The following is a 24618-nucleotide window of genomic DNA, read 5'->3' as shown; positions in this document are numbered from 1 at the left end:
GTCTCGTCCCGCTTTCGCCCGCGCACGTGCTCACTGGGGCGGGCCTTCCGTCAGGCGGAGCGTGCTCGCCATCCGGGTGCCCTGGGGGATCGTCCACTCGACGCGGACGGTGTCGCCCGGATGATGTGACAGCATCAGCGTCGTGAGGGTGGACGGGCTGTCCACCACGCTGTCGCCGAAGGCGATGATCGCGGCGCCGACCGGGATGCCGGCGGCCTCGGCCGGGGTGCCGGGCACGATCTCGGCGACCAGCGCGCCGGGGGAGCGGCCGTTGGGGCGGACCTTCACGCCGAGCATGGCCGTGGGGCCGATGTGCACGGTCGAGGACGCCTCGCCGCGCTGGATCCGCCGGGCGATCTCCAGCGCCCGGTTGGACGGGATGGCGTAGCCGCGGTGGTACTTCGCCTCCTTCGTCCCCTTGGTGGGGAGCCCGGCGGACGCGGCGGTGTTGATGCCGATCACCTTCCCGGCGGTGTTCAGCAGCGGTCCGCCGGAGTCGCCCGGCTTGATCGGCGCGTTGGTCTCGATCAGCCCGGTGAGCCGCTCGGACGTGCCGGTGCTGTCGTCGCGGGCGGTGATGGACTGCTCCAGCGCGGTGACCTCGCCGGTGACGACGGCCGGCGTCCCGCCCCTGCCGCCCGCGTTGCCGACGGCGGTCACCGGGTCGCCGACCCCGGCCCCGGCCACGGACGCGAACGAGGCGGCCTTCAGCCCGGACGCGCCGGTCAACCGGATCACCGCGATGTCGCCCGCCCGGTCGTAGCCGACGACCTCCGCCGGATAGGTGCGGCGGTTGTCGGTGTCGGTGCCCCTGATCGTGGTGGCGCCCCTGATGACGTGGTTGTTGGTGAGCACGAACCCGGCCGCGGTGAGCACGATGCCCGTCCCGGCGGCGCGGGTTCCGTCGAGGGGCTGCTCGGTCTCGATGTTGACGACGCCGGGCCGGCGTCCGCTGGGCTTGGCGTGCCCGGTCGCGGGGGTCGTGACGGGCGGCGGGACGTTCTCGTGCCGGCCGCTGTCCGGCACCCGGCAGCCGGGGACGAGGAGGGCCGCCGGCATGGCCAGGAGCATCAGAATCGCGGCACGGGCGCCGCCAGGGCTCGCGCTCACCACGGCGCCTCCTCCCCCAGGGTCCTTCCATGATTCCCGATTCCCAGGGAATAGTCCGAGATGGGAGAAAGTGCCGGATCGGGAGGGGGCGCCGGGGTGCGCCGCGTCAGCGGGTGAAGTAGCGCCGGGGGTTCTCGATCAGCATCTGGTCGAGCTGCGCGCCGGTGACGCCGGGGCGTCCATGGCGCACTTGAGGAACGCGGCCTTGACGCCGGTTCCGGCGATGCCCTCGGTGAGGTCGCGGGTGAAGTGGGCGATCATCGGGTCGGGGCCGCCGTCCAGCATCGTGCCGGGGCCCCGGAAGTGGAACTGGAACGGAAGGTCGCTGTAGGGGCAGATGCCCGTCGCGGCGATGATGTTGAGCTCGGGGACCTGCTCGGCGATCCGCTGGATGCGCGGGATGTGGCGGCCGAGCCCCCACACGGCCGGGTCGGCGATCGTGGTGATGCCGCGGCTCTCCCTCCGCGCACCCCACGGATGCATACCGACCGGTCGGTTTCTGGCAAGCTGGGACGTGGAACGCACCCGCGTCAATGGGAGGTGCCCAGGTGACGGACACGGAATCGAGACCAGGGCCGGAGCCGATGGCGCCCGTCCGGCGGAGCGAGGTCGAGCGGCGCATCCTGGACGCCGCGCTCCGCCTGTTCGCCGAACGCGGCTTCGACGGGACGTCCGTGCAGGAGATCGTCGCGGCGGCCGAGGTCACCAAGGGCGCCCTGTACCACTACTTCGACTCCAAGCACGATCTCCTCTACGAGATCTACCACTCGCTGATCGCCCGGCAGCTCGCCGACCTCGGCGCGGTGCTCGCCCGCGGCCTGCCGCCGCGCGAGACGGTCCACGCGGTGCTGACCGGGCTGATCCGCAGCACGGCGGAGCACATCGACGAGGCGAAGGTCTTCTCCCGCGAGATGCACCGGCTGGACGACGCCCGGATGCGCTCGGTCCGCGCCGACCGCCGCCGCTACCACGTGATGTTCCGCGGCCTCATCGAGCAGGGCCTGCGGGACGGCGTGTTCAGCACCGCCACGCCCGCCGAGACCGTCACGCTCGTCGCACTCGGCATGGTGAACCAGATGCCGTCCTGGTACCGGCCGGACGGCCCGAAGACCGCCGGGCGGCTCGCGGACGAGGTCGCCGGCTTCGTCCTCGCCGCCCTCGGCTAGCGCCTCGCCTGCAGATGCAGGGCGGCGTCGCGGACGTCGCCGAGTTCGGCGTCCCAGTCGCCCGGCGGGGACAGCGGCATCAGCACGAACTTCGACAGCCCCGCCTCGACGAGCCGCTTGAGATGCGCCTCCAGACCGTCCAGGTCGGGGGCGACGTCGTTGAGCGGAGCGGGCCCGCTGACCCGCCGCCGGACACGGTCGAACCGGTCCCGGGCCTGCGCGGACAGCGGCCCGCGCCGGTAGGGGACGACGGCGCCGAAGTGCTCCTCCTCGATCTCGCGTCCCGCGCCCGCCGCCGCCTCCTGGACGGCGGCCCGCCCGCGTTCCCCCTCCGCCGGGGTGATGAAGGAGGCGAGCCACCCGTCCGCCAGCCGCCCGGTGCGGCGCAGCTCGGCCTCGGAGGTTCCGCCCATCCACACGTCGAACCCCCGCGCCGCCGGTTGCGGCAGGACGCGCAGCCCCTCGTAGCGGAACCGCGGCCCGTCGTGGGTGACCTCCTCCCCGGCCCAGAAGCGGCGCAGCAGCGGCAGCGCCTCCTCGAAGATCGCCGCCCGTTCCTCCCGCCGCACGCCGAACGCCTGCTGCTCGCCGGCGTGCCGCTGGCCGAGCCCGAACGCGGGCAGCAGCCGCCCGCCGCAGAGCACGTCGAGCGAGGCGAGCTGCCCGGCGAGGACGGCGGGGGAGCGGCCCGGCAGCGTCAGCACGGCGGTGCCGATCTTGATCCGGGAGGTCAGCGCCGCCGCGTAGGCGAGCGTGACCACCGGGTCGAGTGCGGGCCCGGTGACCCGTTCGGAGACCCACAGCGAGTCGAACCCCTCGCGTTCGAGCCCGAGCGCGAGGGCGGCCGGCGTCTGCGGGCCGAGCGGGGACGCGGTGGGGGCCATGCCGATGCGAACGATCACCTCTCGACCGTACGCGGCGTCAGTTCCGTGACGCAACCATGGAAGGAGGGGCGGCGATCACGGTGGCGTCAGAACGGGAAACGCTCGGCCGCGGCGACGACGGCACCGGTGACGGTCGCGACGGTGAGGGCCGACACCCCCGACAGCACCGCCCAGCGCCCGATCTGGTATCCGGCGGGGACGCGGCCCGAGCCCCGGCCGCGCACCGGCCAGGGGGCGCGCAAAGGCGCCGTCCCGGGCGGCTCCTGGGGCGCGTCGGTGAGCGGCCGGTCGGCGCCGGACGTCCCGGCGGGGCCGAGCCCGGTCACCCAGCCGAGCAGGTCGGCGACGTCCGCGGGGTCGGTGGTGAGGCCGGAGGCGAAGTAGCGCACCTGCGCGGCGACCTGGTCGAGCGTGCGGACGGTGTTGCCGAGCCCGACGTGTCCGAGCCATTCGCGCAGATCGGTGCCGTCGTCCAGGCAGCGGCCGATCTCCGTGCGGGTCAGCAGGTCGGTCTTGGTGACGACGACGGCGATGCGCTTCTGCCGCCCCTGGTCGGGACGGGAGCGCAGCGCGTTCAGCACCCGCTGCAGGGTGTCGGCGGGATCCTCCTCCGAGGACACGGCGGCGTGGTCGATGAACTCGCGTTCGTCCCCCGTCAGGGCGTGGCGGAGGTGGGGGAGCGCGAACGGGTCCACGATGAACAGCAGCGCCTCGCTGTGGTCCAGGTAGCGCAGGGACTCGACCTCCGTCGCGCCCGTGTAGTGCTCACCGGCGGGGTCGAACAGGTAGAGGATGCGGCGCGCGCGGCCGGGCAGCTCGACGTCCACCATGGTCGCCAGGGGGAGTTCCGGGCCGGTCTTGGCGAGACGTCCGCCGCGCTGGAATTCGCGGATCGCGCCCGCGTACGCCTGCGCGTGCCGCTGCTCGACGAACGTGAGCCGTCCCTGCACGGCGCGGGCCCGCGCGTGCAGGGCCCGTATGCCGAGGACCATGAACGTCGTCTTGCCGGCCGCCGGGCCGCCCACGAACGGCAGCGGCTCCACCCGGACGCGCCCGATCCGCTCCGGCAGCCGCCCACCGCAGTGCGGGCAGTACGCGGCCAGCCGGAAACGTCCGAGCGGGACGGTCGTCGGCAACCGCGCCCCGCACCGGCACACGTTCCGGAACGCGCCCCGCGAACCGGGCGTGAGCCGCCGGTGCCGGGCCCCGCATCCCGGGCATTCGTATTCGGGCAGGCCGATCCGCTCGTAACAGAACGGATGCGGGCAGGTCTGCAGAATCCGCCCGTACATCATGAAGCCGCGCTCCACCGCCGCGAGGGCGAGCACGCACGCCAGCCACGCGCCGAGCCCGACCGCCGCGACCAGCCCGTACAGGGCGGTCAGCGCGAGCACGAACACCGAGGCGGGCACGGCGGCGGCGGCGATCCCCGCGCACAGCGCCAGCCAGACCGGGAAGAGGAAGAACCCCCACGGGCCGCCGAGGAGGGTCCGGGTCAGGCGCAGCACGATGCTCCGGGCCGTCCGGTACACCTGCGGGACGACCGTGCGGCTGATCGTCCACCAGTCGCGCCACACCTGGCCGAGCAGGTAGTGCCGGTAGGCGACGTCCGGCGCGGCGACCGGCGACGGGCCGTCCAGGCTGGACGGCGCGAGCGTCCGGCACGCGTGCAGGTAGTAGACGCCGAGGGCCGCGGCCCCCGCGACGACCAGCGTCGCGGCGAACAGCACGGGGAACACGTACATGAACCCGAGCCACATGGCGCCCAGCCACACGGCCATCAGCAGCAGCACGATGATCGGATGCACGCGCTCACCTCCCCTCGCCGCCGGCCAGGAGGTCCTGGAGCACGACCCTCAGCTCGGGCCTGCCCGCCAGGTGCGCGTCGAGCTGCTTGGCCGCGAGCCAGCGTCCGGCCGCCGCCCGCGCCCACGCCTCCAGGGACGGTTCGCTGACGCCGCGTCTGCGCAGCCGCAGGACGACCTCGACGAGGTCGTTGCGCTGCTCGATCTCGCCGCCGCGCAGCGGGGCGCGGCCGGCGCGGGCGCGTCCGGGCAGCTCGGCGGTCCAGCGCTCGCCGAGCCGGGCGCGCAGGGGCGCGGGCACGGCCGCGAGCAGCTCCGCCCGGAACGCCGGGGGCGGCGGAGCAGCCGCCGGGCCGCGCCGGCGAACGCCTCGTCGGCGAGCTGCCGGGTGGCGGCCCCCGGGCTTGCGATCTCCTCCAGCGCCCGCGCCGCCCGCGCCGGGCCCCCGGTGATCGCCTTCCCGTACGCCTGGACGAGGGCGGCGTCGCGCCCGGCGCGCCCCTCCGGCATGATCGCGCGGACCCGCTCGGCGAGCCGCAGCGTCGCGGTGTCGGCGAGGTCCTTGCCGCCGGGGAAGGCGAGCCGCGTGAACGTGCGGGACAGCAGCTCCGCCAGGGCCGGGTGCGGCCCGTGGGCGTCCAGGAGGTCGGCGCATTCGCCGGCGGACGGCGGCGCCGCCCACACCTCGCGGAGCGCCCCGGCGATATCGGATGCGGTGTTGTAGGCGGCATCGGAGGCGGTGTCGGCGCCCTCCAGCCGCAGCAGCTCACCAGTCACGGCGATCCGCCGGCCCGGATGCCTCCGGCCGACCGACGCCAGCACGGGGACCGCGACGGCGGGGACGGCCCGCAGCCGCTCGGCATGCGCGTACAGCAGATCGCAGTTCGCGGGCGTGAGCACCGCGGGGTCCGTGGCGGGCCCGGCGATCACCCCGTCCAGCACCGCGTTCCGCAGCCCGGCGGGAGCATGCGCGTGTACGGCGAGCGCGAGGTCCAGGCCCATGGACGGGACGGCCGGCACGAGATCACGCCACACCCACTCGGGAATCCGTGCCCTGCGCCGTGCCAGCAGCGCCGCCGCCGCGCCCTCCTCCCCGGCCGTGACGGACGCGTCGCCCCGGCACAGCGCGAGCAGCGCGGCGGCGCCCTCCCGCGCGGGATCGTCCGGCGGCGCCAGCTCGCCGAGGGCGTCGAGGCCGCCGAGGTCGGCGGCGCGCCAGCAGTCCGCGACGGTCCGCGCGAAGCGGCTCGCCCGCCCGCCCGCCGGGCCCCGGTGCAGGTCGAACGCGGACGCGTGCGAGGCGTGGTGCTGCGCGGCGGCCCAGATCGCGGGCGTCGTGCCGACGAGGCGCTGCGCGGCGCCGTCCGGGTCGGCGGTGTAGGTGACGAACGACAGCCGCGCCGCCGCCTCGACCGGCAGCGAGTAGGACACGACCGCGATCCAGCGCGCGATCAGCTCGACGTCGTCGGCGACCAGCACGACGCGCCCGTGCCCCCGGCCGAGCACGCCCGCGACCGCGTCCACCAGCTGGGCGAGCAGCGCGTACGGGTCGCCCGGGCCGGACACGGCGAGCCACGCGGCGAGGGCCTCGGGATCGAGCGCGGCGCCCGGGGTCAGCTCGTCCAGCGGATCGAGGACGGACCGGGTCGCGGGCGAGGGCGTCCAGTGCGCGGCGTGCCAGAGCTCGGCGGGACGCAGCCCCTCCAGCTCTTCGGGCTCCGCCACCACCGCGTGCGCGAAGAAGTTGCCGTACCGGCCCGAATAGTCGCGGCCGAGATAGCGGCAGCGCAGCAGCAGCGGGCGCCCGTCCACCCGGTCGTACAGCAGCGAGACGGGGAACAGGGCCAGCTCGCGGTCGTCGGGCGACAGGGGCGCGTCCGGCGGCGGGCGATACGCCAGATACGGCGTCACCCCCGCCCGCACCCCGTCCGGCAGGCCGGGCGTCTCCGCGACGAACTGGAACCCGGCCCGGCCGGTCGGCCCGCGCCGCGCGGACGTGTAGTGCAGTTGCCAGGCCACTACCCACCTCCCGGGCGGACGCCGTCGAGCATCCCGAACCGGTACAGCAGCCACAGCAGCGGATCCTCCGCCCGGTACGGGCGGACGCCGCCCGCGCCGACGCGTCCCCGGTCCGGGACGCCGCCGAGCGCCGACAGCCCGAACAGCGCGTGGTCGGCGTACTGCTGGCCGAGATAGGTGTCGAGCTGCCCGGCCTGCCAGTCGTGCAGCAGCGCCCGGACCTGCTCGTCCACCGCGTCCCTGTCGTCCAGGTCGAGGACGCCCCGCCCGGACCGCGACCGGTGCAGCGCCGACTGCCGCAGCAGCGCCGGCCGCAGCACATCGATCTTGGTGAGCGCGACCGCGACCGGCACCGGCAGCGGCTCGCCCGGCCGGGTGCCGTGCCGCTGCCGCAGCGCCTCCGTCACCCGCGCGATCACGTTCAGCGGCTCGCTGTCCGGATCATCGCCGGCGGCGCGCGGCCCGGGGACGGCGTCGCGCACGCCCGCCCGCGCGCCGGGCAGCTCCAGCGGATCGACCAGGAAGACGATCGCGTCGGCGGCCTCCAGGTACCGCAGGTGCAGGTCGGTGACCTCCCTGCTGCGCAGGTCCTCGCCCGCCGTGTCGAACAGCACCAGGGCCAGCGAGTCGTTGCGCGGACGCGAGAAACGCCCCCGGCGCGTCCGCGTGAGCAGGTACACCAGCGGCTCGCGCGGCCCGGTGGCGGCGCTGGCCGTCGTCGGCAGCAGCCGCCGCTCCTCCAGCAGCGGACGCGCGAAGTCGCGCTTGTACCGCTCGATCGTCCGGTCGTCGCACGCCACGAGCGAGGCGTCCAGCTCCGTCCCGACCCGGTTCATCAGCTCGTGCAGCAGGACGGCGATGTAGGTGCTCTTCCCGGCGTTCTTCGCCCCCACCAGCGCGACGATGCGGCCCGGCGAGTCGCAGTAGGCGGACGGCAGCGGGTTGTGGCAGTGCGGGCAGGCCCGGTTGCCGGTCGGCAGCCCGCAGCCGGGGCAGTCCGCGCGTCCCCTGCGGCCGGGCGCGGCGAACACCGGCGGCAGCGACGCGCCCGCCGTCGACCCGGTGTACTCGGCCAGCTCCCTGTCGAGGACCGGGGCGCAGCCCTGCCGCCGCCCCGCCTGCCCCCGGCACCGGAACAGGATCCGCTGCGGCGCCACCGGCGCGAAGCAGTAGGGGCAGGTGATCTCCCGCCTGGACGGCACCCCGGGAATCCCCACGCGGGCCAGTGGTCGCGTCATCATGTGACCTGAAGTCGGCGGACAGGGGGATCGCTCAGCTCGACGCCGTCGTCGTCGGCGAAACAGCGGAGCCAGTACGGCCCGGACGCGTCCGGCACCGCCAAGGACAGCTCGCCCGGCACCGGCACCTGCTCCCACTCCCCGAGCGTGTCGCCGTCGGCGGCGCGGTGCGGCATGACCCGCCCGGCGCGCAGCACCAGCGACAGCCGCGCCACCCGCAGCGGACGGGACGAGCTGAGCCGGATCGTCAGATACCTCCGCCACGGCGGCCCCGACCGCAGCACGTCGTAGCGGACGATGGTGCGCGCCGCGACCCCGGCGGTCACCGGCGGCCCGGTCACCCGCGCGCCGCCCACCGTCCCGGCCGCCGCGACCGACAGTTCGACGGGCTCGTCCTCGGGGACCGGCAGGCGGATGCCGCCCTGCGTGTCGTAGGCGGCGCGGGTGACCGTCCGGGCGGAGCGGACCGGGGGGTGCGCGACCCCGATCCGGTAGACCAGATCGACCTCGGTGACGTCCTGCGGCCAGTCGAACCCGATGTGCACGTACGCGCCGCGGCGCTCGGCGACCAGCCCGCGCGGCGGCGGCAGGTTCACATGCCGGTGGTACGCGCCGATCGCGGCGGTGCCCTCCGCCACCGTCACCGCGAGCAGCCACCCGCCGGCCTCCGGCCGGACGGCCAGCCCGCCGCCGGCCGGCGTGCACGCCAGCCGCCGCGTCCGCGCCCGCACCTCCTCCAGCGGGACGAGCGCGCTGCGCGGCCACGGCGGCGGCCCGTCCGACAGCACCAGCTCGACCGCCCCGTTCGCGGGCCGGTCGAAGCGCGTCCGCACGAGCCCCGGATCGGACGGGTCGGTCTCGGCGCTCAGCTCGAACACCGGTTCCGGCGGGGCGCTCGGCGTCACCGACGCCCGCACCCCGTCCGTCATGACCTCGCGCCCGGACGCGTCGAGGTAGACGGCGCGGATCAGGTAGTGATGGGTGCGCCCGTTGGGGACCCGTTCCCGGAATCCGTCGCGTCCGCCCGGAACGGTCCGGCCGTCCCGCAGGACGACGACCCGCGCCGCCTCCGCCGGGCACCGCCACCGCCCGGTGACCTGCCCGTCCCCGGCGATCAGCGCGACATCGCCGGGCTCGGGCCGCACCACGACGGGCCCCACCACGGCCGGCGCCGCCACACCCTCGCCCCGGACCGCGAACACCCCGTAGAACAGGGGCGTGTTGACGGGCGGCCGCTCGTCCAGCGCCCCGCCGACGACGTCCCCGTCCCGGGCGTCCCGCGGCGCCCGCCCGGCCCGCCGCACGACGTGGTAGCCGATGTCGCCCGCCGTGGACGGCGACCGCTCCCACGACAGCCGCACGGCGCCGCGGTCGACGTCGGCGCGGGCGGCGGGGACGGGGCGCGGCGGAAGCCGGCGCTGGTGGTTGCGGGCGCCGGGCAGGTCGCGGACGAGCCGGAGGGCGTCGGACAGGAGCCGATGGGCGCGGTCCGGGTCGGGTTCGGCGGTGGCGACCTCGCGCAGCCGGAGGGCGGTGTCGAGGCGGTGGCGGGCCTCGGCGGCGAGGACCTCCTCCTCGGGCGGATCACCCTGCGGGGACGGGTGCGGGATCCGCGCGGCGTCGGCGAGTTCGGCGGCGGCGTACACCTCGCCCGCGTCCAGCAGCGCGCGCAGCCGCCCCGGGAGGCCGCCGCCCGGCCCGGTCTCGCGGACGATCGCGAACACCAGGCGGCGCGCGTCGGCCCGGTCGATGCCGAGGTCCTCGACCGCGTGCCGGAGCAGGGCCCGCTCGGACGCCCGCTGCCGCAGCCGCTCCCGGAGCCGGTCCACCACGTCGAACAGCAGCAGGGCGTGCGGATCGGCGTCCGAGCGGAGCGCGGCGAGGACGGTGTCGGCGTGGGTGGTGCTGGTGTCGCGGCTGCGGCGCGCCCAGCCGGCCCCGGCCGCCGCCACGGCCTCGTCGTCGAGACGCAGGGCCCCGCCGGGCGCGGCGAAGCCGTCCAGCAGGCGGATCGGGCCGGTCAGCCGCGGCCCGAACAGGAAGTCGGCGAGGTGGCGTTTGCCGAGGACGTCCAGCGACTCGCGCACCTTCCGGTACGCGGGGTAGGGCGCGGCGGACGGCAGCGGGTCCGGTTCGCGGATCTCGATGCCGTCGGCGGCGGCCAGCTCCGCCAGTTCGGCGCGGGTCACGCCGCCGGCGCGGGCGATGCCCTCGACCTCGGCGGGCGCCGCCATCCGCAGCGTCCCGGCCGCGTCGGCGAGGCGGGCGCGGGCCTGCGCGAGGCGCCGCTGCGCCTGCTCCCGGCCGCCGCGCAGCCGTGCCTCCAGCGGGCGCGGGTCGCCGCGCTCGGCGGCGGCGAACAGCGGGGCCAGCTCCCGGTGCTCGGCCTCCAGCCGGTCGATCAGCTTGCGGTACTTCAGCTGCCCGCGGGCCCGCCGCCAGCACTGCCGGACCTGCTTCACCCGCGCCGCGACGTCCGCCGCCGCCGGGCCGTCCAGCGCGTACCGGACGCGCAGGTCCTCGGGAGGCTGGTCGCCCGCCGCCCGCGCGGGCTCCAGCACCTCCCGCCGGTAGTCGTCGTCGAACGCCACGGGCGCCTCCCGCAAGCCGGCGGCCGCTCAGCTCACCTGGACCCGGGAGAGCGCCTTGCGGGAGCGCTCGACCTCCTCCTCGGACATCCCGCCCACGTCCACCTTCAGCTCCAGCTTCTCGCCGGTCTCCTTCTCCACGGCCGTGACGTTCAGCAGCCCGGACGCGTCGAGCTCGAAGGTGACGCCGATCGGCCAGCCCGCCTTCTTGCCCGGCGGGACCCGGATCTCCCCGGTCGCGATCTCGGTGTTGTCGATCAGGTCGGCGGACTCCACGACGCCGGCCTGCTCCATCACCCGGATGTCGGCGGAGGTCTGGTCGTCGTAGACGGTGAAGAAGTCCTCGGTCTTGGCGGCGGGCAGCTCGTCGTTGGCGTGCACGAGGTGCGCGACGTTCTCGGCGCCGGTCTCCCGGTCGACGACGACGATCCCGAACGCGTGCGAGGCGACCGTCCTGATCTGCCGCCCGGCGATCTGCTTCTGCTGCTCGGCGGACAGGCCCGCGCGGTTCGCCATCTCCTCGGCGCGCTCGGCGGCGCCCTCCCGCAGGAGCCGCCGGTAGGTCTCCTCGAACGCGTACAGGGCGGCGCCCTTCGCGACGGCGAGGTCGGGGTCCTGCAGGCGGGGGGCGAGGCCCAGCTCGGTCTCAAGCCGCGCCGCGACGACCGGCATCTTGGTGGACCCGCCGACGAGGACGAGGTCGTCGTAGTCGTCCACGCCCTTCTCCGCGGCGGTCGCCAGCGTCCGGCCGGTGATCTCCACGGTGCGGTCGAGGAGGTCCTTGGTCAGTTCCTCCAGCTTCTCCCGCGTCACCTCGACCGCCGCGACCCGGCCGTCGTGCATCACCCGGACGGTGTGGGACGTGCGCGTGGTCAGCGCCTTCTTGGCGTCCTCGGCGTCGCGGCGGAGCTGCTGCTCGGTCTGCTTGTCGTCGAGCGGGTCGCCCGCGCCGGGATGCTCGGCGCGGAACCGCTCGGCCAGGTACTCCACGAGCCGCGCGTCCCAGTCGGCGCCGCCCAGCTCGTGGTCGCCGTCGGTGCACACGACCTCGATGTGGCCGCCGCGCAGCGTGATGACCGTGGTGTCGAACGTTCCGCCGCCCAGGTCGTAGACGAGGATGGTCCGGTCCGTGTCGGGGTTCAGGACGCCGTAGGTGATCGCGGCGGCGATCGGCTCGGAGACGATGTCGATGACGTTCAGCCCGGCGATCCGCCCCGCCTTGCGGGTCGCGTCGCGCTCGGCCGCGCCGAAGTAGGCGGGGACGGTGACGACGACGTCGCGGGCGTCCTCGCCGGTCGTGGTGCGCGCGTCCGTCGCCAGCTTCAGCAGGATGAACGCCGAAACCTCCTCCGGGGTGAAGTCGATCCCGTGGACGGGACGCGTCACGTCCCGGCCCATGTCCCGCTTGATCAGGCTGACGACGTTGTCGGGCTCCAGGACCGCGGTGTCCTTCGCGGTCGCGCCCACGATGACGTTCTCGCCGCTTTCGAAGAAGACGACGGACGGGGTGGTGTCGGTGCCCTCCAGGTTCCGCAGGACCGCTGGCCGCCCTACATCGTCGATGGAGGCAATGCAGGAGTACGTGGTTCCGAGGTCGATCCCGTAGACAGCCATGTCCCTCTCACCTGTCGGTCCCGAGTCCTGAGTTCATCGTGTCGCCACGTCCCCCCTCGCCGTGGCCACTTGACCCTGCCTTGACGGCGGGCCCCGTGCCGTTCGCGTTCCCGTCGAGCTTCCCGACGCTGACGGTGGCCTTGCGCAGCACCTTCCCGCCCTGCTCGAACCCGTCGGACTGGACGGCGGTGACGGTGCCGTCCCGCAGCGGGTCCGCGACGGGCGTGACCGCGACCGGACGGTGCCGGGACGCGTCGTAGGGGGCGCCGGGCTCGACCGTGAACCTCTCCACGCCGAGCCGCGCCAGCGCGTCCGCGACATCGTCGGCGACGGCCGTCAGCAGCAGCGCCGTCCGCCGCAGGTCGGGCGGGTCGGTGAGGCCGGGCGCCGACAGCCGGTCCGACTCGCGGCGCGCCTGGTCGTGCAGCCGGTACAGCGCGGCGCGGACGGGCTCCAGCATCGACTGCAGCTCGCCGCGCCGCAGCCGCTGGTTCTCCTCGTGCAGCCGGTCGATGACGGCCTCGCGGTGCGCGGCCCGCTCGTGCTCGCGGTCGAGCCGCGTCACGAGCCCGGCGAGGGCCTCCCTGATCTCCGCCCGGAACGCCGCCGCCTCGCCGGGGGCGCCGGGCACGGCGGCCTGTGCCGCCTCGTCCCCCGCGTCCCCGGTGGCGGCGGGCTCCGGCTCGGCTCCGGAGTCCTCGTTGACTGGGGGTTCCCCGTCCATCGACACGTGCAGTTACCTTAATCGTGGCGGCAGGCGTGCGATAGGTCAGCTGATGACCTCGTCTGGACTCTAGTTTGACTCGCCCCCGTCATTCCAGCACCGACGTGCGGTGCCGTTTTCCCGGGACGACACAACGGGGTAACACCCGGGAAACGCGCTTCGGTGAAACTGGGAATCCGCACGAAGAACGGGAGGCGGGGATGTTGCTGCGGATACGCGTCCGGCTGCCGGACCGCCCGGGATCGCTGGGCCAGGTGGCCCGCACCCTGGGCGCGGCAGGGGCCGACGTGGTGCAGATGGCGGTACTGGAACGCGGCAACGGCCGGGCGATGGACGACTTCACCGTCGTGTGGCCCGCCGGGACGGGCATCGAACGGCTGGTAGCGGGTCTCGGGGCGGTGCCGGGCGTGGACGTCGTCGGTATCTGGCCGACCGCCGAGCCGCTGGGCGCCTTCCCGGACGCGGCCGTGATCGGCCAGGTCGCGGCCCTCCCGGAACGCGGCGCGGAGATCCTCGCCGACGCCGTCCCGGCCATCCTGAGCGCCGACTGGGCGGGCCTCGCCGAGCCGCGCGGCGAGGAGGGCGCGGTGCTCGTGCACGCCAGTGCCGGCGGCGTGCCGGGGGCCGGCCTCCCCGGCCTGCTGCCGCTGCGCCCGCGCGCGTTCACCGCGCCGGACGGCACCCAGTACGCGGCCTGCCCGCTCGCCGGGGGCACCGTCGCGCTGGTCGCCGCCCGCACGGGCGCGCCGCCGTTCCACCGCACGGAGGTGTTCCGGCTGGAGCAGCTCGCGGGCGCCGCCGACGCCGTGCTGCACGGCGCCCCGGCCGGGCAGCCCGCCGGCTGACCCGGTCTCCGGCGTACTCGCCATCACTTCGGCCCTGCCGTCACTTCAGCAGGGCGAGCACCGCGTCCAGGCCGGTGAGGCACGCGTCGGAGCCGAGCCCCTGCGCGACGGTCGCCGCGGCCGCGGTGCCCCAGCGCGCCGCCTCCAGAACGTCCTTCCCGTGCGCGAGCCCGGTGATGAACCCGGCGCAGTACGCGTCGCCGCAGCCGGTGGTGTCGACGACCTCGACCGGCGGGACGGGCAGCCGGTGGACCTCCCCGGCGGTCGCGACCAGGCTGCCGTCCGCGCCCAGCGTGACGATCACCGTGCGCGGGCCCTGCGTGAGCAGCGCGGCGGCGGCCTTCTCCGGGTCGCTCTCGCCGGTCATCGCGGCGGCCTGCTCCTCGTTCGGCAGGAAGTGGTCGACATGGGGCAGGAAGGCGGCGGCGCCGGCCAGCAGGTCGGGCATGGCGGACAGCGGGTCCATCGTGACGACGGTGCCGGTCCGGCGGGCGGCGGCGAGCATCTCGAAGAACGCCGGGTCGTTGAGCCCGAACGTGACGTCCGGCCCGCCGAGGTGCACGAACCTCGCGGCGGCGAGCAGGCCCGGGCCGACCGCGCCCGTCGTGAGGGTCAGGTTGGCGCCGGGGACGTGGAAGCTCGGCCGGCCGCCGTCCGGGCGGATCGGCAGGATCGACGTGCTCGTCTGGTCGGCCGTCCGCCGGACGAGCCCGGTCGCGTCCACGCCGTTGCGGGCCATGATCGTGACGAGCAGGTCGCCGAGGTCGTCGTCTCCGATCGCGCCGACCGAGATCACCTCGTTGCCGAGCCGGGCGAGGGCCACCGCGGTCCCGGCGGCGGCGCCCGCGGCGGTCACCCGGATCTCGTCCACGACGACGGTGCCCTGCCCGTCCGGGATGCCCTCGACGGGGCGGGCGAGGACGTCCAGGATGTGCGCACCGAGAGTGACAACGGTCATGACTCGCCCCTTCGTGATCGTCAGGGCCGTAGCGTACGCGGTGACGACGGTAGAACGTGAGAGGTATTCGCATGCTGCTGCGGGACGAACGGGATGAGCTGGTGTCCATCGGGCGCAGGCTGGCCGACACCGGCCTTGTGACGGGCGCGTCCGGCAACATCAGCGTCCGGGCGGGAGACCTCGTCGCGGTCACCCCGGCCGGCATGATGCTCGACCGGATGGAGCCCGCCGACTGCCCGGTCGTGGACCTGTCGGGCCGGCTCGCCGAGGGGGATCGGGCCCCGTCGTCCGAGACGCCCATGCACCTCGCGCTCTACGAGGCGACCCCCGCCGCGGCGATCGTCCACACGCACTCGACCTACGGCGCCGTCGTGGCGACGACCATGTCCGAGCTGCCGCCGATCCACTACAACACCCTGCTGCTGGGCGGCGTGGTGAAGGTCGCCGGGTACGCCACCTACGGGACGCCCGAACTCGCGGAGAACGTCCGGGCCGCCATGGCCGGCGGCAAACGCGCCGCGCTGATGGCCAACCACGGCGGCGTCACGATCGGGCGCGACCTGGACGAGGCGTTCGAGAACGCGCGGCTGCTGGAATGGCTGTGCGGCGTCTACGTGCGGGCCAAGATGATCGGCGAACCGCGCATCCTGACGGACGGGGAACTGGCGAAGGTGGTCGAGCGCGGCCTCACGCCCCCGGAGTTCCCGCGAGCGGAACCGGGCGCCGGTCAGCGCTGACCGGCGCGCATGGGAGGGTGAAGGGGTGCCGAAGCTTTCGCCGGACGAGGCGCGCCGGCTGCTGACGACGGTCCCGGTCGCGCGCCTGGCGACCGTGGGGGAGGACGGGCGGCCCCGTATCGTCCCCGTGACGTTCGCCGTCCACCGGGGCAGCGTCTACACGGCCGTCGACCACAAGCCGAAGAGCACCCGGGAGCTGCGGCGGCTGGCCGACATCCGCGCCAACCCCCGTGTCGCGCTGCTCGCCGACCACTACGAGGACGACTGGGACCGCCTGTGGTGGGTCCGCGTGGACGGCCACGCGCACATCGTCGAGGACCCGGCGAAGACGGCCGAGCCCGTCCGGCTCCTGGCGGACCGCTACCCCCAGTACCATGAGCACCCACCCGAAGGACCGGTCATCGCGATCACCATCGACGGGTGGACGGGCTGGTCGGCGTCCTAGCCGAAGGCCCGCTAGTCGAAGGCCCGGCCCATCTTCGCGAGGTCGCCGGCGTACTCGATGCGGGCGGACCACTCGTCCGGCCAGGCGCCCATGCCGAGGTGCGCGCCGGCGAAGGCCCCCGCCAGGCAGGCGATCGAGTCGGAGTCGCCGGAGCTGGCGGCGCCGCGCCGGATCGCCTCGACCGGCTCGCCAGGGAACAGCAGGAAGCACAGCAGGCCGGTGGCGAGCGCCTCCTCGGCGACCCAGCCGGCGCCGGTGATCTCGCACGGGTCGGACGCGCGGTCGCCGCGTGCGAGGGCCTCGTCCAGCCGGTCGAGGACGGCCAGGCACTCGTCCCAGCCCCGGGCGATGAACGTCTCGGCGGCGTCCATGCCGGGCCGCCGCCACAGCTCGCCGAGCCAGCGCCCGTGGTAGACGGTGCGCTGCTCGTGGCAGCGGGCGCGGAGCGCCTCCGGCAGGTCGGACGGGGCCATCCCGTCGGCCAGCCACCGGACGGCGAACGCGGTCAGCTCGCTGGCGGCCAGCCCGGTCGGATGGCCGTGGGTGAGGGCCGCCTGGAGCTGGGACGCGCCGGCCCGCGTCTCGTCCGTCAGGCCGGGCGCGAGACCGACCGGCGCGACCCGCATGTTCGCGCCGCAGCCCTTGGAACCCGCCACGGTCGCCCTCACCCAGGGCATGCCGGCTTCGAGGTTCCGGCACGCGCGCAGGCACGTGTTGCCGGGCGCCCGGTCGTTGTCGGGGCTGTTGAGCCAGTCGATGAACCGCCTCCGCCACATCGGGGTGATCAGGTCGGGGGTGAACGGCGGATTCGCGAGCGCGTCGAGCATGGCGAGCCCGACCGCGATCGTCATCTGCGTGTCATCGGTGACGAGCGCGGGGTCACCCTCCAGTTCCCTGGGGCCATGCTCACCGAAACGCCGGTGGATCTGCTCCATGGTGAGGAACTCGGTGGGCGCGCCCAGCGCGTCCCCGTACGCCAGCCCGAACATCGCCCCGCTCGCCCGTCTCATGGCGGGCATTCTTCCTCAACCGGAGCGCTGGAAGCGGCCCGGAGTCATTCCGTAGCAGCGGATGAACCAGCGCGTCAGATGGCTCTGGTCGGCGAAGCCGGTACGCGCCGCGACGTCCCCGATCGCACCGCCCCCGGCGAGCAGGCGCCGGGCCGCGCGGAGCCGGAGCTGGCGCTGGTAGTCGCTCGGCGCCATCCCGTACGCCCGCCGGAACCCCCGGTACAGCGCGAACCGGCTGCACCCCGCCGCCTCGGCCAGCTCGTCGGCGCCGATGTCGTCCGGGAAGGACTCCTCCAGCCGCCGCCGCGCCCGCTCGACGGCACCCGTCACGGACGGGACGCGCACGCCCTTCGACGCGGCCCGGTGCACCATCGCCCCGACCGTGGCGGTCAGCAGCTCGTCCCGCCGGAGGGCCGGGGCGGTGCCGAGAAGCGCCGCGTGCAGGCCGCGCAGGTTCCGCGCCAGCACGGGATCGCTGACGACGGGGGAGCCGAAGAGCGGCAGCCCGGCCGTCCGTCCCGCGATGTCGGCCAGCACATCGGACACCAGCTCCGGGCCGATGTGCACGATCCGGTACGTGAAGCCCAGCTCGTCGGCGGCGTGCCCGTCGTGCGGGTCGTCGGGGTTGAACGCGATGACCATCCCGGCCGCGCTGGTGTGGGCGCCGCCCCGGCAGCGGAACGCCTGGTAGCCGTCCTCGGTCACGCCGAACGAGTACGTCTCGTGGCTGTGCCGGTGGTACACGTGCCGCTCGAAGTGGGCGTGCATCGCCTCCAGGGGACGGTCGGGCGACCGCCAGTACCGGCTCCAGTCCACGCGTCCCAGTCTGGCGCACGAGCGTTCAAGACGGGCCGCCGCCGTCCACGGCATCCTCGTCCGCATGCGTTTCGACACCAAGATCGGGATCGTGGTCCGCGACGACCTGGCCGCGTGGCAGCGGCTCAACGTGACCGCGTTCCTCGCCAGTGCCGTCGCGGGCGGCGTGCCCGGCGTCATCGGCGAGCCGTACGAGGACGCCTCCGGCAACCGGTACCTGGCGATGTTCCGGCAGCCCGTCCTGGTCTACGAGGCCGGCGCCGAAGCGATCTCCACGGCCCACGGCCGGGCTCTCGCACGCGGCATGGACATCGCCGTCTACATCGAGGACATGTTCAAGACCGGCCACGACGAGGCCAACCGGGAGACCGTCCGCGCCGTCACCGCCGAGGAGATGCCCCTGGTCGGCTTCGCCGTCCACGGCCCGAGGAACGGCGTGGACAAGGTCCTCAAGGGGTTGAGGCTGCACCCGTGAGCCCGGCGAGCGCCGCCAGCCGCTCGCGGTGCCGGTCCGGCGACCCGAACAGCTCCCGCGACCCCTGCGCCCGCTTGAAGTACAGGTGCGCGTCGTGCTCCCACGTGAACCCGATGCCGCCGTGCAGCTGGATGGCCTCGCCGGCGGTGTGGAGGTAGGCGTCCGAGCAGTACGCCTTCGCCAGCGCGGCGGCGGCGGGCAGCTCGTCCGGGCTCTCGTCCGCGACGGCCGCCGCGTTCAGCACCGCCGACCGCGCCGACTCCACCAGCACGAACATGTCCGCGCACCGGTGCTTGATCGCCTGGAACGACCCGATCGGACGCCCGAACTGGTGCCGCACCTTGGCGTACTCGACGGTCATGTCCAGCGTCTGCTGCGCCCCGCCGAGCTGCTCGGCGGCCAGCGCCACGGCCGCGACGTCCAGGGCCCGCAGCAGGGCGTCCTCGCCCCCCACCTTCCGGGCCGGGACGCCGTCGAACTCGATCCGCGCCAGCTTCCGCGTCTGGTCGACGGTGGGCAGCGGCCGCCGGACGAGCCGCGCCGCGTCCTGCACGGCGTAGACCCCGACGCCATCGGCGTCCCGCGCCGCCACGAGCACGAGATCGGCGACATGCCCGTCCAGGACGAAGTTCTTCACGCCCCGCAGCGTCCCGCCCTCGAACGCGGTCCGCACGGCATCGAGGTTCCAGGACCCGCCGTCCTCCGCCACCGCCAGCGTCGCGACCGCCGACCCGTCCGCGATGCCGGCCAGCAGGTCGTGCCCGCCCTCGCCGGCCGCAAGGGCGGCCGCCGCTGTGATCGTCGCGAGGAAGGGCGCGCACACCACCGCCCGCCCCATCTCCTCGAACACGATGGCCAGCTCCCGCATCCCGAACCCGGCGCCGCCGTGCTCCTCGGCGATCGCGAGGCCCTGCAGCCCGAGCTGCTCGGCCATCTGCGCCCACACCGCGGGGTCGTAGCCCTCGGCGGTCTCCATCAGCCGCCGCACTTCGGCGGACGGGGACCGGTCGGCGAAGAAGCGCCGCAGCGCGTCCCGCAGCTCCCGCTGTTCCTCGGTGACGACGAGCTTCATCCGGCGGCCTCCCGCACGTGACCCCAACGCTTGCGGACCCATCCTGCCGCGCGCCCGCGGCCGGGCCGCGCGCCGTCCCGGCCACCGGGACGGTCAGGGCGCCCAGTCGTGCGGGCCGAGCACGTACCCCTTCGTGGTCGAATGCAGGTGGTTGATCGCCACCAGGTGCCCGAGCGCGGCCCACAGATCCTCCTCGGGCCCGCCGACGAGCCGCCCGAGCGTGTCGAAGTCGGCGGCCCCGCCCTCCTTGTCGATCTCCGCCACGGTCTCGTACACGGCCAGCTCGAAGTCCGTCAGCTCCTGGACGTCTCCGCGCCCGGCATCTCGCTCGTCCATACCCAGACCGTGCCCACTCGGCCCGCTTCTATCTGCCCGGCGGGAGGACTCGGACCGTAGGCTGAGACCAGAAGGCCCGATTACTACGATCTGTATGCGAAGGGTGGCGCTCTGTTCGCAGACTCGCTCGCGAGGAAGGGAGCAGGGCATGACTGTGATGGTTCATGAGCCTCTGTCGCACGGAGACGATGACGTCGTCCTGGAAGGTTTCCTCGCCCTCGACACCCCGGAGGGCTTCCGAGCCGAACTGATCGACGGAGAGATCGTCGTGTCACCACCCCCCGGCAGCAGGCACGAGCGGAACATGGCCAGGATCAACCGCCAGGTCACGCTGTGCAGTTCGACCGCGTTCGACTTCTCCGGCAACATGGGCCTGGTCCTGCCCGGCGACGGCGGCCTCCCGAGTTACGTCATCCCGGACGGTACGTTCGCCCCCCTCGACCTGGACGTCTACGACAACGAAGATTCGTGGTCGGAGCCGGACGGCATCGCCATGGTCGTCGAAGTGACGTCCTCGAAACCGGGGCCTGATCGCGAGGCCAAGCGGTACGGATACGCGCGGGCGGAGATCCCGCTGTACTTGCTGGTGGACCGGGACGAGAAGCAAGCGGTGCTGTTCAGCCAGCCGGACGGCAAGGACTATACGAGCATCGACCGGGCGCCCTTCGGGAAGGGCTTGGCGCTCCCGGAGCCGTTCGGGTTCGAACTGGACACGTCCGAGTTCGTCTAAGACGCCAGAGGGCGGCCGGTTTCACCGGCCACCGTCTGGGTTCGTCCGGCCGGATGGGGTCAGCCGTAGCGCTTGAGGTCGTGGAAGAAGTCGGGGACGGTGTGCAGGGCGCCTGACGACGCGACCTGGTCGTACACGTAGCGGGCCACCGCCAGGTCAAGGACGCCGAGGCCGAACGGGGAGAAGACCACCGGCTTGTCGGCGGGCGGGGTGGTGGCGCCGGTGAGGACGTCGTAGAGGGTGCCGGCGACGAAGTCGCGGTGGCCGGTCTGCTGCTCGGCCAGGTGCGGGGACGTGTTGGCCTTCATGCAGTGCTCGACGTCGTCCACCACGTTGTACGACGACAGGATGATCTCGGGGGAGAGGTCCCGCAGCGACACGTGCAGGACGAGGGGGTTGTGCGTGAACCAGGCCGGGTCGGTCACGTGGGGTTCGCCGGCGACGGTCGCGAAGACGACCAGGTCCGAAGCGCGGATCAGCGACTCCGCCGACTCGTGGATCGTGATCTCGCCCTTCTCCGAACGCTCCAGGTAGCCCTTGAAGCCCTCGGCGTGCTCGCGGGAGAGGTCGTGAATGCCCAGTTCGTCGAACGTGAAGCCGTTGCCCGCCAGGTAGGTGTGGATGTAGCGGGCGATGAGGCCCACGCCGACGAAGCCGATGCGGCGGGGGCGGTCGCCGCGCGCATCGGCGAGGGCGGCGGCGGCGAGGGCGGCGGACGCGGCGGTGCGCGCGGCGGAGATGATCGAGCTCTCCAGGCACGCGAACGGGTAGCCGGTCTCGGCGTCGTTGAGGATCAGCACGGCGGACGCGCGCGGGACGCCGTTCGCGACGTTCCCGGGGAAGCTGGAGATCCACTTGATGCCGTGCACGCCGACGTCGCCCTTGACCGAGGCGGGCAGCGCGATGATCCGGTCGGCCGGACGGTCCGGGAACCGCAGGAAGTAGGAGTCCGGGTTGACGGTCTGCCCCTCGCCGTGCAGCCGGTAGGCCGCCTCGACCATCCGGGTGACCTCCGCCTCGCGCCCCGCGACCGCGTCGTGGACCTGGGCGCCGGAGATCACGGCGAAAGCGGGGACCTGGCTCATGGTGCGAAACTCCGATTTCCTAGATGATCAGGCGCCGAGAATAGCGGCGGCCGGGATATCGAGGTCGGGCAGCAGGTCGCCGAAGTGCTCGCGCAGCCAGCCCTCCTCGTAGATCGAGTCCAGATAGCGTTCGCCGAGATCGGGGGCGATGGCCACCGCGACCGGGTCCTCGCCGGGGTACTTGGCCTCCAGCCAGCGCGCCGCGCCCGACACGACGGTGCCGGTGGAGCCGCCGAACAGGAACCCCCGCGACGCGAGCGCGTGCACGGTCCGGATCGTGTCCGGCTCGGCGACGTGCACGACGTCGTCGATGAACGATTCGTCCACCAGCGCGGGCCGGCTGCTGGTGCCGAGGCCGGGCACCATCCGCCGCTCGGGGATGCCGCCGAACGTGACGGAGCCGACCGCGTCGACCGCCACGATCGTGACCGGACGATCATGTTCGCGGAAGTAGCGCGCGCAGCCCATCAAGGTGCCGGTCGTCCCGGCTCCGACGAAGAGAACCTCCAGGTCAGGGAACTCGCGGTCGATCGCCGGCGCGGTCCCGCGGTAGTGCGCCAGCCAGTTGTTGCGGTTGGCGTACTGGTTCAGCCACACGTACTGCCCGTCCGACTCGCACAGGTTCCGGACGTAGCTGATGCGGCCCCCGAGGTAGCCGCCGTTGGCGTCCTTGGCGGACACGACGCGGACCTCGGCGCCGAGCGCCCGCATGACCCGCATCGACGCCGGGTTGCAGCGCGGGTCGGTGACGCACACGAACCTCAGTCCCCGGCTCGCGGCGATGAGGCTGAGCGCGATCCCGAGGTTGCCGGACGAGGACTCGACGATGATCGAGTCCGCGGTGAGCGCGCCCTCGCGTTCGGCCGCCTCCACCATCGCGGCGGCCGCCTTCAGTTTCACCGACCCCGCAAAATTGAATCCCTCGCATTTGAGGTACAGCGGACGGTCGATGACATGCCGCAGATCGACGTAAAGATCATCGACATTGAAATCCTGCGGCGAGGTGATTATCGGCACGCTGCCACCCTGAAATGAAGAAACAATTCCCTCATCTTCCCCCGAGTTCGCCGCGGGCTTCGCGCCGAGCCATGGCGAGGCATCACCGTACCTGCGCCCATCTTCCCCCCGCAACCCCTTCTTACCGGTCGGTAGTACACAATGTGCGGTGCCTTCTGGTCAACGCCGGACATAAGCTATGGCCTCCGCTTGTATTGCCGTTACAGCGGAGTGGTTCTAGATCGCGGAGAGTAATGATGAGTGCTCGCGGACCCGTCGTGGACCGGCTGCTCCCCCTGACCGGGCTGCCCGCCCTGGACGTCCCCGCGGCGCAGGCCGAGCGGGCCCGTGAGCTGGCCGTACGGCACGGCATGCGCGGTGAGCGGGACGTCGACCTCGCCGACCCGGTCATCACCCGGGTGGAGCGGTTCGCCGCCGAGCGCGATCGTCCGGCCGTGACCGACGGGTACCGCGCGCTGTCCTACGCCGAACTGGCCGCCGAGGCCCGCCGCCTGGCCGCGCTGCTGGAGGCGGAGGGCGTCGAGCCCGGCACGGTCGTCGGCGTCGGCGGCGAGCGCCGCGCCACCGTCATCGCCGCGTTCCTCGCGATCGAGCTGATCGGCGCCCTGTACGTGCCGGCGGACGAGACCTGGCCGGCCGGGCGCGTCCGCGACGTCCTCGCCCAGGCGGGCGCGTCCGTGCTGGTCACCGTGGACGAAGCCACCGCGCCGGCGCTGCTGGAGGGGGCCGCGGAGGCCGGGTGCCGCGTCGTCGCGGCGGCCAGGGCCGCAACCCTTGCACCGTGGCGGGGGGAACCCCGCCTGGCCGCCCTCGACCAGCCCCGGTACGTCCTGTTCACCTCGGGTTCCACGGGCCGTCCCAAGGGCGCGGTCGTCGAGCACCGGGGCATGCTCAACCACCTCTGGGCGAAGATCATCGACCTGGAGCTGACCGGTGCGGACGTCGTCGCGTTCACCGCCCCGCTCGGCTTCGACATCTCGATCTGGCAGATGCTGTGCCCGCTGCTGCTCGGCGGCCGGATCGACGTGATCGGCGACGGCGTCGCGCACGACCCGGCCGCGTTCGCCCGCGCGGTGGACGAGCAGGGCATCACGGTCGTCGAGCTCGTCCCGACCATGGTCAGGCACCTGCTGGACGACCTGACCCCCGGCTCGCTCACCGGTCTGCGGTGGATGATCGCCACGGGCGAAGAACTGCCCGCCGAGCTGTCGCGCCGCTGGCTGGAGGCGATGCCGCACGCCCGGCTGCTCAACGCCTACGGCCCGACCGAGTGCTCCGACGACGTCACCCACCACACCGTGACGGCCGGTGACCTGGGCCTTCTTCGCCTCCCGATCGGCACCCCGATCGTCAACGCGTGCCTGTACGTGCTCCGCGAGGACGACGGCGGAGGCTGGGCGGCCTGCGACATCGGCGAGACCGGTGAGCTGTTCGTCGGCGGGGTCGTCGTCGGCCGCGGCTACCTCGGCAACGACGAGCGGACCCGCGAGGCCTTCTACCGCGACCCGTTCGACCCCTCGTCGCCGACCGGCCGCCTGTACCGGACGGGCGACGCGGTGAAGCTGCTGCCGGCGGGCGCGGGCGGCGAGGACCGTCCCACCCTGCAGTACCTGGGCCGCGTCGACCGCCAGGTCAAGATCGCCGGGGTGCGGATGGAACTGGGCGAGATCGAGGCGGTGCTCCAGCGGCACCCGGCGGTGGGGGCCGCCGCGGTGGTCGTGCACGAGTACCCGTCCCGCTGAAATATCACGCTCCGTAATCAGATTGGCCCGATCCGGTCGTCAACCTTTGTCGTCCGGCGGGCGTCGCCGCCGGACCGTGCCGGGACGCCCATCGGACGTTTTGTCACTCCCGTTAGCAATGGGACGGGTCAAGTTCTACTTTCGAGGGGATTGCGAGGCATGTGACAGGCTGGTTGACTGTGACTCCGCTACTCCTGAGTAG

At 73.8% G+C, this 24618-nt stretch carries 23 protein-coding genes; 7 read left to right on the top strand and 16 right to left on the bottom strand.

Annotated features, from left to right (window positions below; genetic code table 11):
- Positions 1–30: 30 nt before the first annotated feature.
- Entirely contained in the window at positions 31–1110 is a 1080-nt protein-coding gene (locus ACQP1N_RS21895; protein ID WP_433226319.1) for a S1C family serine protease, read from the bottom strand.
- A gap of 138 nt (positions 1111–1248) precedes the next feature.
- A complete protein-coding gene (locus tag ACQP1N_RS21890; RefSeq protein ID WP_433226317.1) occupies positions 1249–1593 on the bottom strand; it encodes a hypothetical protein in 345 nt (114 codons plus the stop codon).
- Between the two features lie 65 nt (positions 1594–1658).
- Between ACQP1N_RS21890 and ACQP1N_RS21885 the strand changes: the two genes are divergently transcribed.
- Positions 1659–2276 carry a TetR/AcrR family transcriptional regulator gene (locus ACQP1N_RS21885; RefSeq protein ID WP_242609042.1) on the top strand — a complete coding sequence of 206 codons (618 nt, stop codon included), beginning with the start codon at positions 1659–1661 and terminating at the stop codon, positions 2274–2276.
- Here ACQP1N_RS21885 and ACQP1N_RS21880 read toward each other — a convergent pair.
- From ACQP1N_RS21880 to ACQP1N_RS21850, 7 genes are all read right to left on the bottom strand, one after another.
- Complete coding sequence (locus ACQP1N_RS21880; RefSeq protein WP_433226315.1) at positions 2273–3178, bottom strand: LLM class flavin-dependent oxidoreductase; 906 nt, start codon at positions 3176–3178, stop codon at positions 2273–2275. The genes ACQP1N_RS21885 and ACQP1N_RS21880 overlap by 4 nt on opposite strands.
- 68 nt (positions 3179–3246) lie before the next feature.
- Positions 3247–4968 (bottom strand): TRAFAC clade GTPase domain-containing protein, encoded by a 1722-nt coding sequence (locus tag ACQP1N_RS21875; RefSeq protein ID WP_067800011.1) that lies wholly within the window; start codon positions 4966–4968, stop codon positions 3247–3249.
- Between the two features lie 48 nt (positions 4969–5016).
- A complete protein-coding gene (locus tag ACQP1N_RS21870) occupies positions 5017–6984 on the bottom strand; it encodes a hypothetical protein (RefSeq protein ID WP_433226313.1) in 1968 nt (655 codons plus the stop codon).
- A complete protein-coding gene (locus ACQP1N_RS21865) occupies positions 6984–8225 on the bottom strand; it encodes a TRAFAC clade GTPase domain-containing protein (RefSeq protein WP_433226311.1) in 1242 nt (413 codons plus the stop codon). The genes ACQP1N_RS21870 and ACQP1N_RS21865 overlap by 1 nt, the downstream gene beginning before the upstream one ends.
- Positions 8222–10813 carry a hypothetical protein gene (locus tag ACQP1N_RS21860; protein ID WP_433226309.1) on the bottom strand — a complete coding sequence of 864 codons (2592 nt, stop codon included), beginning with the start codon at positions 10811–10813 and terminating at the stop codon, positions 8222–8224. The genes ACQP1N_RS21865 and ACQP1N_RS21860 overlap by 4 nt, the downstream gene beginning before the upstream one ends.
- Positions 10814–10840: 27 nt before the next feature.
- Entirely contained in the window at positions 10841–12424 is a 1584-nt protein-coding gene (locus ACQP1N_RS21855; protein ID WP_067800024.1) for an Hsp70 family protein, read from the bottom strand.
- 7 nt (positions 12425–12431) lie between these two features.
- Positions 12432–13148 (bottom strand): nucleotide exchange factor GrpE, encoded by a 717-nt coding sequence (locus ACQP1N_RS21850; protein ID WP_433232782.1) that lies wholly within the window; start codon positions 13146–13148, stop codon positions 12432–12434.
- A gap of 200 nt (positions 13149–13348) precedes the next feature.
- Between ACQP1N_RS21850 and ACQP1N_RS21845 the strand changes: the two genes are divergently transcribed.
- Positions 13349–13993: an ACT domain-containing protein gene (locus ACQP1N_RS21845; protein ID WP_067800027.1), complete on the top strand. Its 645-nt coding sequence runs from the start codon at positions 13349–13351 to the stop codon at positions 13991–13993.
- Between the two features lie 40 nt (positions 13994–14033).
- Here ACQP1N_RS21845 and ACQP1N_RS21840 read toward each other — a convergent pair whose 3' ends face one another.
- Positions 14034–14951: a carbohydrate kinase family protein gene (locus tag ACQP1N_RS21840; RefSeq protein WP_067800028.1), complete on the bottom strand. Its 918-nt coding sequence runs from the start codon at positions 14949–14951 to the stop codon at positions 14034–14036.
- Positions 14952–15022: 71 nt separating this feature from the next.
- Here ACQP1N_RS21840 and ACQP1N_RS21835 point away from each other — a divergent pair, with 71 nt between their 5' ends.
- Entirely contained in the window at positions 15023–15688 is a 666-nt protein-coding gene (locus tag ACQP1N_RS21835; RefSeq protein WP_067800030.1) for a class II aldolase/adducin family protein, read from the top strand.
- Between the two features lie 25 nt (positions 15689–15713).
- Positions 15714–16133 carry a TIGR03668 family PPOX class F420-dependent oxidoreductase gene (locus tag ACQP1N_RS21830; RefSeq protein ID WP_433226306.1) on the top strand — a complete coding sequence of 140 codons (420 nt, stop codon included), beginning with the start codon at positions 15714–15716 and terminating at the stop codon, positions 16131–16133.
- A gap of 11 nt (positions 16134–16144) precedes the next feature.
- Here ACQP1N_RS21830 and ACQP1N_RS21825 read toward each other — a convergent pair whose 3' ends face one another.
- Positions 16145–17143, bottom strand: coding sequence for an ADP-ribosylglycohydrolase family protein (locus ACQP1N_RS21825; RefSeq protein ID WP_433226304.1), 999 nt, complete (start codon positions 17141–17143; stop codon positions 16145–16147).
- 15 nt (positions 17144–17158) lie between these two features.
- The gene (locus ACQP1N_RS21820; RefSeq protein WP_433226302.1) at positions 17159–17959 is read right to left on the bottom strand and encodes an AraC family transcriptional regulator; all 801 of its coding nucleotides are present in this window, start codon (positions 17957–17959) and stop codon (positions 17159–17161) included.
- A 64-nt stretch (positions 17960–18023) separates the two neighbouring features.
- Between ACQP1N_RS21820 and ACQP1N_RS21815 the strand changes: the two genes are divergently transcribed.
- Complete coding sequence (locus ACQP1N_RS21815) at positions 18024–18434, top strand: DUF2000 domain-containing protein (RefSeq protein WP_067800036.1); 411 nt, start codon at positions 18024–18026, stop codon at positions 18432–18434.
- On the opposite strand, the gene ACQP1N_RS21810 is transcribed toward ACQP1N_RS21815, so the two are convergent.
- Positions 18409–19506 (bottom strand): acyl-CoA dehydrogenase family protein, encoded by a 1098-nt coding sequence (locus ACQP1N_RS21810; RefSeq protein ID WP_067800039.1) that lies wholly within the window; start codon positions 19504–19506, stop codon positions 18409–18411. The two genes, ACQP1N_RS21815 and ACQP1N_RS21810, sit on opposite strands and share 26 nt — an antisense overlap.
- 93 nt (positions 19507–19599) lie before the next feature.
- Positions 19600–19842 carry a hypothetical protein gene (locus tag ACQP1N_RS21805; protein ID WP_067800041.1) on the bottom strand — a complete coding sequence of 81 codons (243 nt, stop codon included), beginning with the start codon at positions 19840–19842 and terminating at the stop codon, positions 19600–19602.
- Positions 19843–19990: 148 nt separating this feature from the next.
- Between ACQP1N_RS21805 and ACQP1N_RS21800 the strand changes: the two genes are divergently transcribed.
- On the top strand, positions 19991–20572 hold the full coding sequence (locus ACQP1N_RS21800; protein ID WP_207394202.1) for a Uma2 family endonuclease: 582 nt from the start codon (positions 19991–19993) through the stop codon (positions 20570–20572).
- Positions 20573–20631: 59 nt separating this feature from the next.
- Here the strand turns inward: ACQP1N_RS21800 and sbnB are convergent, their stop codons facing one another.
- Together sbnB and sbnA are read right to left on the bottom strand one after the other, a co-directional pair.
- On the bottom strand, positions 20632–21657 hold the full coding sequence (gene sbnB, locus ACQP1N_RS21795; RefSeq protein WP_433226299.1) for a 2,3-diaminopropionate biosynthesis protein SbnB: 1026 nt from the start codon (positions 21655–21657) through the stop codon (positions 20632–20634).
- Between the two features lie 27 nt (positions 21658–21684).
- Positions 21685–22674, bottom strand: a complete 990-nt coding sequence (gene sbnA / locus ACQP1N_RS21790) for a 2,3-diaminopropionate biosynthesis protein SbnA (RefSeq protein ID WP_067800049.1) — start codon at positions 22672–22674, stop codon at positions 21685–21687.
- 236 nt (positions 22675–22910) lie between these two features.
- Between sbnA and ACQP1N_RS21785 the strand changes: the two genes are divergently transcribed.
- Positions 22911–24416, top strand: a complete 1506-nt coding sequence (locus tag ACQP1N_RS21785) for an amino acid adenylation domain-containing protein (protein WP_433226297.1) — start codon at positions 22911–22913, stop codon at positions 24414–24416.
- The last annotated feature ends 202 nt before the right edge of the window (positions 24417–24618 follow it).

The organism is Actinomadura formosensis (assembly GCF_050948385.1).
In the GTDB taxonomy this organism is placed as follows: Bacteria; Actinomycetota; Actinomycetes; order Streptosporangiales; family Streptosporangiaceae; genus Spirillospora; species Spirillospora formosensis.
Note: the sequence above shows the minus strand (reverse complement) of the source record. Positions and strands in the feature narration are given on the sequence as shown.